Below are 13,010 nucleotides of genomic sequence, written 5' to 3' on the forward strand. Positions count from 1 at the left end.
CACCTAAAAAATCTAAACCATGAGTGTAAAGTCTCAGCAAACCAAGTTTTCCCTGGACGTGTTAGCCAACTGGGATAAACAAAGCCACGAAAAACTGGCTATGCACAAAAGAACCATTGCTAATGTAAGCGAAACTGCTGTAACAGGACGTAAAGGCAAACAGACGGATTCTATCCTGCACCAGCCTACTACTACTGTTATCAGCACCTCTCACTAAGCATTTGTAACGAGCAGTAAGTAAAAACATTTAGTATTCACCTGAAAAAATCTAAACCATGAGTGTAAAGTCTCAGCAAACGAAGTTTTCCCTGGATGTATTAGCCAACTGGGATAAACAGAGCCATGAAAAACTGGCTATGCACAAACGCACCATTGCCAATGTGACTGAAAATGTTGTAACAGGCCGTAAGGACCGCCAGGCGCAAGCACTTCATACGTCGCCGACCACTACGGTGATCAGCACTTCGCACTAATATTTGTATCGAGCAGTAAATATAAAGGCCGTTCCGGGATGGAACGGCCTTTGTTTTATGAGGATGGAAGGATGTGCTGGTTTGGATGGAGGATGTGAGAATATACCGATGTGTAAATGGGAGGATGTGTTGGTTTGGGTGGGAGATGCTGGAATGAACAGATGTGCAATGGAAGGATGGGCTGGTTTGGGTGAGGGAGATGCTGGATATACGGATGTGTAATGGAAGGATGGCCTGGTTTGGGTGAGGAATGCTGGAATGTACAGATGTGCAAATGGAAGGATGGGCTGGTTTGGGTGAGGATGCGGGAATATACGGATGTGCAAATGAGAGGATGTGCGGGTTTGGTGGAGATGTAAAAAAGGGTGTACCAATATGATACACCCTTCTGGAATTATATGAATGTAAATGTTTATTACTGTTTCACCAGCTTGACAGTGCTTACCTTACCGTTGTGCACCAGCTTCAGCACGTACAAACCACCGGGCATATTACCGGGTGCAAATGTGCGGGTATGGCGGCCAGCGGGCAATTGCTCATTGGCCAGCACCTTTACTACCTCGCCATTCGTATTATATACTGCCAGGTGCACCGGGCCTGCCTGCTGCAGGGTAAATGCTACGGTAGCATTGCTGCTTAAGGGGTTCGGGAACACGCTTACCTGCTGCAGCTTATCGCCATGCGTATCTGAAGGCGACGCTACAAATGCCTGCCTGGCGGCTGTTTTAGCGGTGCTGGTAGTGGTGATCACCAGCTGCGGGGCATTACTGCCGGTTTCTTTGGAGTTCCAAAGTGTGCGCGGGTTGGCCATTAAACCATTCAGCAATGCCAGGGAAATGGCCGAACGGCCGGCTGCCTTTTCACTTTGTACATACGCCGTAATATCCCAGCTGTAGTAACGGCCAATAGAATCCGTTACCGTGGCGGTGGCCAGCGCAGTGGCGCCTGGTGCGGGCTTGTTGTTCCAGGTAATGCCGGCTTCTGTCCAGGTAGTGTTGGCTACCGGGTACGCCCCTACGGGAACATTGGTTACGCGGTTATCGTCCTGGTGGCCGTACACTTTCAATACGGCGGATGTGATAGTGCCGCTTACACTGCTGAGATCAAATCCCAGGTAAGCCTGGCGGTCGTTACCTGTTGTTGTGGTGGAGTTCAGCTTAGAGATCAGGTTCACCGGGTCCAGTGCACCGTAGGCGCTATCAGCATAAACACCATTACGTACATAGGCATCTTTTGCAGCGCTTAATGTTACCTGCTGGCCGCTCTGCGTACCTGTTCTCACCTTTACTTCCGTGTAGCTGTTCCAGGCGCTTACATTATTGCCATGGCCTAAGATGCGTACATACTTAGCGGTTTTTGCAGCAAACGTAAAACTTTCCAATGCCAGCGAGGTACCGCTGCTTTGCAGGCCGGTAGCGGCATTGGTAAACGTAAGACCATCTGTGCTGGTTTGCACATCAAACAGCGCACGGCGGGTATTACCCTGGTAAAAAGCAATATCCACCCCGGTTACTGAAACAGGATTATCTAAACAAAGCTGGATCCATTGCCCATCCCCACTGGCAGACCAGCGGGTATTGAGGTCATTATCCAGCACATTGGTGGCCACATTTCCATCATCGCTGCTGGCGCTGGCAGGAACACATGCCGGCGGCGGTGTAGTGCCTGCTTCCGGCTTCCACCAGTTACCGGAAATAAACAGCTGGCATAACAGGCTGTAAGAATCACTGTAATAACCGGACTTTTTAGTTTTCAGGAAGTTCCAGCCACTGTTCACAAAAGCCTGGTTAGCGCTGTTGGCCACTGCGGCTGCCACAAAAGGCGCTACAAATACTGCTTCAGGATCAGTACCGCTGGTGGTACCATTCAGCTGGTAGCCATCGCGGATGCTGGCCGGGTTGCCGCCGCTTTTCTGGATGATCCAGGTGGCTATTTTATTGGAAATTGTTTGCGCGCTTGTGGAGCCGTATAATGCATAATCCATTACCACGCGCAGGGGTACACGACAAGCGTTGTAGTTATATTCATTGGTTTGCGGTCCTTCATCAATAAAGTTCTTGGGAGCAGGCTCCGGCGGATTCTTTACCACGAAGTCGGAGATTAAACCGGTGGAGGGTGAATAAGTGGCGCTGAACTGGTTGTACACGCTGTACAGATTATTGATCAGATTCAACCAGGCGGCGTCATTTGTTTCCTGGTAAAAGGCGCGCATATGGCTTAACATCCAGTCGGAAGGGCGGGTATTCAGCGCACTTTTGCTGTCCCAGTCGCCCAGGTTCAGGCGGTTAGTGGTGGTCACATTGGCGGCTTTAATACCATTGGTGATCATTTTCTTAGCTTCATTCAGGTAATTGATAGCGCCATCTGATCCCCACTGGTAGTGCGCCAGAATGAGGGAGTAGGCGATATCAATATCACCATCTGTTGCGGAATCGAAATGCCCTTGTGCGCTGGCATTATCTGCTACTACCCAGCCCATAATATTGCTGTTGATAGAGCTGCGGTATGCCCGCGCTGTTTTAAACAGTCCGTCGTAAATAGTGCGGGCATTGGCATCATGACCGGCCATCAGCACAGTAATAACCATGCCATAGCCTTGTCCTTCAGAGGAGCCTAACGGCGTATAGCCGTCCGCGTCACCGCTGATCTCTCCTTTAATGTAATAACCGCCGGGCAATGAAGCCAGGTTGTTCTTCAGGTACTTTGATTTCCAGTAATCATAAAAGCTTGCTACACTGGTGTTCATGTCGGCCTGTGTAACGTTGTTTGGTTTGATACAGCCAGGATAGCTTACAGCTTGTGGAAATGGCTTTTTTTGTGCTTGTACGATCAGGCCTGCGATGCATAGCATGCCGGTTGCCAGTATGGCATAGGGTTTTCTCATAGACATTGATTTTAAGGGTGATTCAGGTTTTTCTTTATAGGTTTTCGTTACTGCTTTGACGTGGTTACAATGGTAAAGGTAGGGGATAAAATTGTGAAATCATTTACCGGATGAATGTATGAGACTTCGTAGGTATAACCGCCCGATGCTTTTTCGATCTGGTGTGTTTTGTCTGGTGTTTGAGAAGGCGTTCTTTCCCGTAGGTCCGGCTCCGGCCTGCACCCGCCTGTTTAGTTCTTTATTGGGCGTAGGGAGGTCGTAGCGGCATTGGGGGATGACGGGGCGGTATCAAGCGGGGCACGCCGGGCAAAGGGCCGTCACCTGGACCTACGGGTGCAAACGATGAAGACCTTTTTGGTAATGCCCTTTTTGATGATGGTTTATGTTGATGACCTTATGGATGATATCCTTTTTGAACGTACGGGAGGCAAACGATGAGGGTCTTTTTGATGGTGGCGTTTGATGTTTGATGTACCTGTCCTGATTTACCTTTATACCTGCTGGTTTTGCCTGCAGATAGCCGGGAGCTTCAATGTTTCTTAAACATTTTTAGCGCTTATTAATGCGCATCTTTCTTTATTACTCTTTATCACCCTCTACCAACTTCCATTAGCTTTCATTAGCCTTTATTAGCCTCTATTATCCCTTACTACTTTATTATCTATTATCCTTTGCTACTCCTTAATGCTCTAATATTCTGCAAAGGCATCATCTTTATAGCACCAAAGCCATCTTTCGCCCGGTTCTGCGGAGGAGATAACGGGGTGGCCGGTTTCGTGCTGGTGATGGCTCATGTGCTGGCTGGGGGAATCGTCGCAGCAGAGCGTGACGCCGCAGGTTTGGCAGGTGCGCAGGTGTACCCATTGGCCGCCATGTTTTACGCATTCAGCGCATTCATATTTTTCTGCGGTTTTTATTTCTTCTATGCTTTGCAGGTGCTTACAGAGTTCGGGCTGTGACATGGGCGTTAATTGATGAATGATATTTGATGTATAATGTATAATGTAAGACGAACAAAGTATAAAGTATAAAGCCGGCTACTACTTGTTGTTTGCCATTTCATACTTTATACTTCGTTCAGCCTATTAATTACTAATTCTTTACTTCACCTCTGCCAGATACTTATGTACAAAACTAATGGCCATGGAGCCCTCTCCTACGGCGGCGGCTACACGGTTCATGGCGCTGGCGCGAACGTCGCCGGCGGCAAAGATGCCAGGACAGCTGGTTTCCAGCAGATAAGGATCGCGCTGCTGCTTCCAGATCTTGCCGAAAGCGTCATACTTTTTCAGCTCACGGCCGGTTTCAATAAATCCCTTGTCATCCTTGATGATGTTGAGAGCTATCCAGTCGGTGAAGGGCTTGGCGCCTATGAAAATGTACAGTGCGTCGGCGGCTTCTGTGCAGGTTTCGCCGGTTTCCACGTTCTTTATTACCAGCTTTTCCAGCTTGTCGGTGCCAATGGCCTCTGCAATTTCTGTACGCGGGCGGATCTTAATATTGCTGGCGCCTTTGATCTGCTCTATCAGATATGCGGACATCGTGCTGCTCAGATCATCCTTACGGATCAGGATGTACACGTTCTTCGCAAACTTCGATAAGTACATGGCAGCCTGCCCGGCGGAGTTGCCGCCGCCTACAATGTATACTTCCTTATCCTTGCAGGCCGTGGCTTCTGTCATGGCGGCGCCGTAGTAAATGCCTGCGCCGGTGAACTGATCCACTCCCTGGGTGTCCAGCTTGCGGTAATCTACCCCGGTGGTAATGATCACGCTGCGGGTGTTGATCACGCTATCATCTTCCAGGATGATCTTATTATAACCATCCTTTTGCTGAATATCTTTTACAGATTGCGGTGTAATAAACTCCGTACCCAAACGGGTGGCCTGCGCTATGGCCCGGCGGGTAAGCTCTGCCCCGCTTAAACCGGTGGGAAAACCCAGGTAGTTCTCGATACGGGAGCTGGTACCTGCCTGTCCGCCCGGTGCGCGGCGTTCTATCAGCAGGGTCTTTAATCCTTCTGATGCACCGTATACACCGGCTGCCAGCCCTGCGGGGCCTGCGCCAATGATCACCACATCATATACATCATGTTTTACGTGCGGGTTCAGCCCTACCTTACCGGCAATTTCCATAATGGTAGGCGTTACCAGGTAGCTACCGTCTTCAAAGAATACCACGGGCAGCTCTTTCAGGCTTAAGTTGTTCAGCTCCAGCAGGCGGTTTGCATCGCTGGTGGTTTGCACATCCAGCCACTGGTAAGGTATGAGGTTGCCTGCCAGGAAATCCTTTACGGCATGTGATTGCTGGGAGAACTGGTAGCCCACTACTTTAATGCCTTTGAAAACCGGATGGTAAATGTGCTGCCAGTCATCCAGCAGCTCATCGATCACCGGGTATAGCTTTTCTTCCGGCGGACCCCAAGGTTTTACCAGGTAATAATCCAGCTGTACGGAGTTAATCGCTTTAATGGCGGCATCTGTATCAGAATAAGCGGTGAGCAGCACCCGGCGGGCTTCCGGGTAGAATTGCATGGCCTTTTCCAGGAAATCTACCCCTTCCATTACGGGCATGCGCTGGTCTGAGATGAACATGGCAATGGTTTCGCCCTTGTTCTTCAGCTCCAGCAGGCTGTCCAGCGCTTCATTCACTGTGGTGGTGCTGATAATTTTATAATTCTTACGGTATTGACTTTTGAGGTCGCGTACAATAGCACGCAATACCTGCTCATCATCATCTATACAGAAAATTAAAGGTTGTTCCATGGCTTTTTTTAGACGGTATGTGTTGACATAATTTCCGCGGCGTTAAATATACAATTTAAAAGAATGATTACCCTTGTATGGGCAGCGACACCTTAAACTCCGTTCTTCCGGGTTCTGAGATTACCTTTACGTTACCGTTATGCTGGCGGACGATCTGCATAACAATATCCAGGCCCATACCGGTGCCCTTGCCAATGCCTTTGGTGGTGAAGAAGGGATCAAAAACGCGGCTTCTGATCTCTTCCGGGATACCGGGGCCATTGTCGATGATGGACACGTATACGCAGTGGCGGTCCTTCGAGGTTTGTATTTCCAGCACACCTTTTTTATTGGGCTCCATGGCATCCAGGGCATTGTCAATGAGGTTGGTCCATACCTGGTTCATTTCGCCAATAAGGGCTTTGATCTGCGGAAGCGTATTATCAAAATTCTCCACCAGCTCCACATTGCCCTTACGCAGGCGGTGCTGCAGTATGACCAGGGTATTACGGATGCCGCTGTGAATGTCTGTCAGCTCCTTATCATGCCCCTGGTCCATGTGGGTGAACACCTTTACGGATCCTACCAGGGTGGCAATACGTTTGGAGGCTTCTTCGATATCCAGCACCATTCTTTCTTTCACCAGGTTACTGTTGATCCAGTTAAATACGGGCGAAAGGTCCTTTTCCTGAATATGCTGCTTAAATTCCTCCAGGTTCTCAAGCGTAAAACCAAACTCCACCATGTTCTCTGCCACTTCCTGACTGTTGGCTACATTGTGATCATCCAGCCAGTCCAGCAGCTCATCTTCCTTATCTGAACGCTGCATGAGGGTAAGCACCGGTTTTTCTGTTCCATGCAGAATGGAGAATAGTAGCTTGCTCACCATATCTACCTGCTCCGGCGTTGCCTTGATAGCCATGATCTCCCGGAAGGTGGTGGGTTCCAGCTGCAGATGTTTTTTCAATGATTCCGCACCCCGTACAATTGCGGCAGCGGGGTTATTAAGCTCATGCGCCAGGCCGGCGGAGAGCTTGCCCAGGGCCATCATTTTTTCGTTCTGCTGCTGGAAGGAGGTGAATTCCCGCACACGGTCCGTCATCATATGCACCAGGGCCTGTGTAAGCTCAAAATGGGTGCGGATCAGCTCCGGTGATTTCTCGATGGGAAGGCTCATGATCTGAACATCTTCCAGGGCTTCGCCAAAAGCGGCAGCCACCTTGCCTCTTGAAAAAGGTAAGTAACCGGCTATGGACCGGGCCGGCCATATTGCCAGCTCCCGCGCTTCATTATTCTGCAGTCGGTATACGCGAATGCGGCCGGTTACAATAAAATGGGTAGCCCAGATGGCCGTTTCCGGCTCAAACAGGAATCCTCCCGGAGGGATAATATAATGCTGGCTGTTATCGATCATCCATTGCAGCTGTTCTGCCGGAACATCCTTAATGGCCTCTATGGTCCGGAGCCATTCTACAGTAACCTGGTTCATCTTAAATTATTGGTTTAGAAGTGGGAAGGCATGCCGCAGGGAGATCATCCGTGCTTGCAAACTTAAAGTTACTTAAATTTGCCCTGTTTTAGGAAGGATCAGATAAGTACAAAGTTTTAAGGAATCATGAGCAAGGATGCAATCAGGTTGGATATTTCCACTACGGTCAAACATTATTTAGCGGCTGATAACAATGCCCCGCAAGGCTTCGGGATTGAAAAATACACGGACCTGCAGGCGGGCGATTTTGCGATACTAAGCAATGAAGGCGGCCGGCATAACGGCCCACCGGTGAAAACCGATCATTTTGCCCTGGTGCTGTGCATGCGCGGGCACGGCGTTAAAACCATCGGGCACCATACGTTTGAGGTAACGCCACAATCCATACACATCGTCTCTCCCCGCGACCTGCACTCTTTTGAAAATGCTTCTGACGATCTGCTGCTATACATGATCCTGTTCAGGCATGAGTTTGTGGCCCATACTTTTATCAAAGAACAGATCCTGGATCAGCTGTTAGAGCTGCCGCCGGAGCTCCCTCCCATTTACCACCTGGATGAACGTGAGTTCACCTCTATCCGCGATCTTTTCATCAAAATTGAACGGGAATACCGGGAGGCGCCTGCCTATTTTTTGCAGATGGTGCGGCTGCTGGTAGTAGAGCTATTATATGAAATTAACCGCGCGCATGAAAGGGCCCTGCAGCAACCCACTAAACCGGCAGGCCGGCCTTTACAGCTGGTAGCCGCGTTTAAGAAACTGGTGGAAGCGCACTTTTTAACCATCCGTACCGTACAGCAGTATGCCGACCTGCTGCATGTATCTGCCAAGCACCTGAGCGAGCAGGTGAAACATGCTACCGGCGAAAATGCCCTGACGATCATTCACCAGCGGATATTCCGGGAGGCGGAGTATTTATTACATACCTCCGATTTCAGTATCAAGGAAATTGCGGATCAGTTGAACTTTGACACCAGCTCGCACTTTAGCCGGTTCTTTAAGCATTTTGCGGGGGTGAACCCTTCAGAGTTCATGGTGAAAAAGGATACCGGGAACAGGCGTATCAGCAATAAATGATAGCCGGGACATGAACCACACCTGAAGAGGACCAGAAGGGAGAACGCTTTTACCCATGGGGTTACCCCGGAATTTTCTAGGGATGCACACGGGAAGTAAGCCAGTACCGGATTATGACCGGCGAAGGCATTACCCTGTTAAAGGCCTGCGAGAGCGGTGTCTGAGATACAGTCGCGGTTGATGACGGTGTACCTGACCGGCAGTTAGGCTCTTTCCGGAAAATTGGTTCTATTATCCTCCTTATTGGCATTGTGCAGTCTTCCAAGCCGTCCTAATTTTGTCCTATCAAACGATCAACTAATACACGTTTCGTAAGTATTAAAACCAATAGAAGATGAAAAAGACAATCAAGACAGGCATTATGGGACTGCTCCTTTTAACAGGTTTAACCCTTTCTTCCAAAGCACAGGATGCCTCCAAAAAAGTAACTGCTGAAAGACCTGCTTTTCTTTTAAGTGTAGGCCCCGAAGCTAATTTACCCTTAGGTGATTTTAAAGATGCTTATGACTGGTCTATCGGTGGTTCTGTACAGGGCGATTATGCCATTCTGAAAAGGGACCTGTACGTTACGCTGAATGCCGGTTTTTCTGATTTTATGGCCAAAGACATTGCCGGTTTTTCTGCCAAAGACCTGCAGTTAATTCCGGTAAAAGCGGGTTTGAAATATTACCCGGTAAGTAACTTTTATGTACAGGCACAGGCGGGCGCTGTTTTCATAGCCAATAAGAGCGATGTGCTGGCTGATAAATCTGCAGCTTTTGCTTACTCTCCGCAAGTGGGCTACCTGTTCCATTTAGGCAATGGCAGCTACCTGGATGCAGGTGTGAAGTTTGAAGGTTACAGCAAATTTGCTGACGGCGGTTCTTCCAATAATGTATTAGGACTGCGTGTGGCTTATGCCTTCGGTTTATAAGTATTTCATAGGGGTTTTAAAAAATAGGTTAAGGAAAAAGAAATGCCCCCGGTGCTTGCCTCCGGGGGTGTTTTTTTTGGGTGGGATGAATGACTTTTATCTATAGGATCTTTCAGTGGAATTTAGCCACCGGTAAGGGCTTTTGACTGGCAGGCAGGACAGATTTTGCAGCTTTTAAATTTTCCGAATAGAAAAACTTGGTGAATTCCAAAGAATAGCTATCTTTGCAATCCCAAGAAAAAATAGCTCTTAAAAAATTATGCGGAAGTAGCTCATTTGGTAGAGCACGACCTTGCCAAGGTCGGGGTGGCCGGTTCGAGCCCGGTCTTCCGCTCAGAGATAGGGTTCCAAATTGCGCAAGCGGTTTGGAATTTTTATTTACAATTCTTTTGGTTTGATTATCTTTAATTAAATCGAAGATACCCTGGTGGTGGAATTGGTAGACACGCGGGACTTAAAATCCCGTTCGCAGCAATGCGAGTGTGGGTTCAACTCCCATCTGGGGTACAAAAGCGCTGGCGCGCTGAGAAATTGAAAAGGCATCGCAGAAGCGGTGCCTTTTGTTTTTGTAACTTGTCTGTTCCATATGACAAAATGGTTAGCTTATTTTATAAGGTAATGACTAAGGCTTGGAATGATTACCCAAAGTATTCCCGGAGAAATGGATAAGCATTAGTTACATAAAGATGCTACCTGCATTAAATTGAAATATTCTCAACAACATTTCTCATGTATTGATAAAACCGGGAATTAGGCGCATAGATGCTGCCATCAAATAAATTAACCATCGAAAATACTTTTTTTGGCGTAATTTACTATGCCGGCTTGTTTAAGGCCCCCTATTGCCACTACATTACTGATAGCTTTTCCTGTTTTCTTAAAACCCTGTGATTGTGTTTACTGGCGCGTATTTCCGTGTTCATAAAAATTATCAGACCAAATCTTTAATGCTTTACTTATGAGAAAAATCTACCCCCTTCTATTGCTGCTGTTATGCTGCACATTATCTTCCTTTGCGCAAAACCGTTTTCTGTGGCCGTATTTTAAAGCGCCCGACAGCTCTATTATAGTGGATTATGACGGCCAGTATCTGCTGTCTTATAAGCAAGTGGGGGATTATTACACTTACTACCTGAGTAATATCGCCTCTGGTACTATGCAGATAATTCCCTACCATAAAGGATTTAACCGTGGCCGTAGAGAGGGTTTAATTGATGAACACCCGCATATATGGGTAGCACCTTCATCCGGCGCAGTGATAGAAGGTGAGCCCCTGGATTCTGCCACTGATCTGTCGCCATTATACGAATGGGATGGGCGTGTGCTGACCAAGATCGCGGATTCTGTTAATCATGTAGACGTTGGCTGGCTGACCGTGATCTACTACAAGCAGGATGGTCCCAATTCAGGATTGAGAACCTGGAGCCTGGGCGGCGCCGGCGCCGGATTAGTGCTTACAAAAGAACCCGTTTACGGCGCTGCTATTTCTACGTTTGTATATGCTGCATATTCAACAGGCAAAGATTTTTATCGCTATAGATTCTACAACAATAAATACCTGTCCGACCACTTGACGCCATCTAATGGCGATACTACCCAGCCGGGCTACTTTTATGGTATTTCGATGAGCTGGGACGGAATCGCTTATTACCTGAGCCACCGGGAAGGCCGCGCAACCAGGGTACATGCAAGCTATTCTGATACGGATTCAAGCCGGGTGCTATTTACACAGGGCGATGTTGACGGACATTCCGATTTTTCAATGGAAATTACCAGCCCCGTAATGAACAAACGTTATGGCACCATAGGAGGTGTTAACCTCACTTCTACCTACCGGAATAACACGCAGGGTTATGTATATACTACGGCAGGGTTTCATAATGTGCTGCCTATACAAACAGGTACCGATATTGAATTTGCAAGGGTGGTTTCGGTAAATCAGGATGGCGACATTGCTGTAAAAACAAAAGGAAAGGGAAAGGAGGCACTTTACCTTATAAGCCGTGATGGAAGCTACAATAAAAAAGTGGTGGACAGCAGCACCTATTGGAGCTGGTATAATACCGGTACCTGGACCACCGCCATTGGCTCCACCCTGTATATAATAAGACCAGATACCGCAGTTGTTCACTATGCAAATCCTATTTCCAGGAAAGGGTATACCCGTAACAAAACCCCAATAACAGCCCAGGACTTTGCGCGCAGTATTGGCACTATTAATACAGATACCAGCAAAACCTACTCATTGCAATTTGTAGAGATCATAAAACGCCCGTCGCAGGGCGTATTGCTGGATAAGAACAACAAGCCTATTTACAACCATACCATTATTGCCCGGAAGGATCTGGATACCCTTAAATACAGCGCAGGCAATTTCCCTGTAAAGGATACTTTCATCTACCGCGCGTTTGACAGTGTGGCCTGGACCAACGAAGCCTATATATATATGAATGTTGTGCAGGCGCCCGATACCCTTAAACCTTTTGAACGCAATACACTGGAGGGTACGCCGATCCGCTTTTGGGCCAGCCAGTTCAAACAACACTATGTAGGTAAGCTAAAAGCCATCAGAATAAACCGGGTGCCGGCATACGGTAAGCTAACCATAAAAGGTAAGCAGGTGTTTTTTGAAAGAAGCCGTGATGTTTCACTGGAAGAAATTGACAGTATGTATTATACACCCAACGCCAATGTGGTAGGGGTAGATACCCTGCAATGGATGGCCTATAATGACACCGCTCTTTCAAAAAATGATACACCGGTAGTACTGCGTGTTTATCCACGGCTAAACACACTGCCTAATTTAAGAACGCTCAAAGCCAGCTACAGCCAATCAGACCCGCCCGAAAGCATTCTTATAGTCAACTACCCCAGGCCCGAGGCGCATACCGATGTGTGGGTGTGGGTGGATGGTACTATGCTACCCATTTCCGCCAACAAAACCTTTGTACTGTCGCCCTCCGGCTACAGTGCAGGTACGCATCTGCTGAAAGTTACCTTTAAGCATAAGCTGGATAGTGTTAGTCTTATACGCAGCTTTAAGATAACCGGTACACAGGCGCCATTAATGGTGGGCAGCAACCAGCATAGTATTACAGCAGATGTAGCCGGTGAATTGGTGGTCTTACCCAATCCTTTCCAACAGCAGCTCACCATTAACGGCCTGCTATGGAACCGGAACTACCTGCTACGGTTATACGATGCGCAGGGGAAACTGGTACTTACAGACCGTTCTTTCAATCAAAGCAGGAAAGTGCTGGAAACAGGTACCAGCACCGCCAAGGGAGTTTATTATTTGCAGGTGTATGATATACAAAGCAAGGTTGTGATAAAGACGATCAAGCTGCTTCGTTTATAAAAATTGTTTCAAATGCCGGTACCTGTTACCCATTGAACATAGCAGGTACCGGCATTTTAATTACCACCATGG

The 13,010-nt window shown here is 48.0% G+C and carries 9 protein-coding genes and 2 tRNA genes; 7 read left to right on the forward strand and 4 right to left on the reverse strand.

The window, feature by feature from the left end; translation table 11 throughout:
- Window positions 1–19 precede the first annotated feature (19 nt).
- The gene (locus BMZ54_RS18305; RefSeq protein ID WP_089915079.1) at window positions 20–217 is read left to right on the forward strand and encodes a hypothetical protein; all 198 of its coding nucleotides are present in this window, start codon (window positions 20–22) and stop codon (window positions 215–217) included.
- A 58-nt stretch (window positions 218–275) separates the two neighbouring features.
- Complete coding sequence (locus BMZ54_RS18310) at window positions 276–473, forward strand: hypothetical protein (RefSeq protein ID WP_089915082.1); 198 nt, start codon at window positions 276–278, stop codon at window positions 471–473.
- 415 nt (window positions 474–888) lie between these two features.
- Here the strand turns inward: BMZ54_RS18310 and BMZ54_RS18315 are convergent, their stop codons facing one another.
- The 4 genes from BMZ54_RS18315 to BMZ54_RS18330 all read right to left on the reverse strand — a co-directional run bounded on the left by BMZ54_RS18315 (window position 889) and on the right by BMZ54_RS18330 (window position 7,590).
- Window positions 889–3,357: a glycosyl hydrolase family 8 gene (locus BMZ54_RS18315; RefSeq protein ID WP_202909283.1), complete on the reverse strand. Its 2,469-nt coding sequence runs from the start codon at window positions 3,355–3,357 to the stop codon at window positions 889–891.
- 689 nt (window positions 3,358–4,046) lie between these two features.
- A complete protein-coding gene (locus BMZ54_RS18320) occupies window positions 4,047–4,319 on the reverse strand; it encodes a UBP-type zinc finger domain-containing protein (RefSeq protein WP_089915088.1) in 273 nt (90 codons plus the stop codon).
- A 138-nt stretch (window positions 4,320–4,457) separates the two neighbouring features.
- A complete protein-coding gene (locus BMZ54_RS18325; protein WP_089915091.1) occupies window positions 4,458–6,122 on the reverse strand; it encodes an FAD-dependent oxidoreductase in 1,665 nt (554 codons plus the stop codon).
- Between the two features lie 67 nt (window positions 6,123–6,189).
- Window positions 6,190–7,590, reverse strand: coding sequence for a sensor histidine kinase (locus BMZ54_RS18330; protein ID WP_089915094.1), 1,401 nt, complete (start codon window positions 7,588–7,590; stop codon window positions 6,190–6,192).
- Between the two features lie 126 nt (window positions 7,591–7,716).
- Between BMZ54_RS18330 and BMZ54_RS18335 the strand changes: the two genes are divergently transcribed.
- From BMZ54_RS18335 to BMZ54_RS18355, 5 genes are all read left to right on the forward strand, one after another.
- Window positions 7,717–8,667: a helix-turn-helix domain-containing protein gene (locus BMZ54_RS18335; protein WP_089915097.1), complete on the forward strand. Its 951-nt coding sequence runs from the start codon at window positions 7,717–7,719 to the stop codon at window positions 8,665–8,667.
- A gap of 334 nt (window positions 8,668–9,001) precedes the next feature.
- Window positions 9,002–9,580, forward strand: coding sequence for an outer membrane beta-barrel protein (locus BMZ54_RS18340; RefSeq protein WP_089915100.1), 579 nt, complete (start codon window positions 9,002–9,004; stop codon window positions 9,578–9,580).
- Window positions 9,581–9,841: 261 nt separating this feature from the next.
- Window positions 9,842–9,914 (forward strand) — tRNA-Gly (locus BMZ54_RS18345).
- Window positions 9,915–10,001: 87 nt separating this feature from the next.
- Window positions 10,002–10,087: transfer RNA gene (locus tag BMZ54_RS18350), tRNA-Leu, on the forward strand.
- A 451-nt stretch (window positions 10,088–10,538) separates the two neighbouring features.
- Complete coding sequence (locus BMZ54_RS18355; RefSeq protein ID WP_089915103.1) at window positions 10,539–12,938, forward strand: T9SS type A sorting domain-containing protein; 2,400 nt, start codon at window positions 10,539–10,541, stop codon at window positions 12,936–12,938.
- Window positions 12,939–13,010: the final 72 nt, after the last annotated feature.

The sequence above is a fragment of the Chitinophaga rupis genome (assembly GCF_900109685.1).
Taxonomy (GTDB): Bacteria; Bacteroidota; Bacteroidia; order Chitinophagales; family Chitinophagaceae; genus Chitinophaga; species Chitinophaga rupis.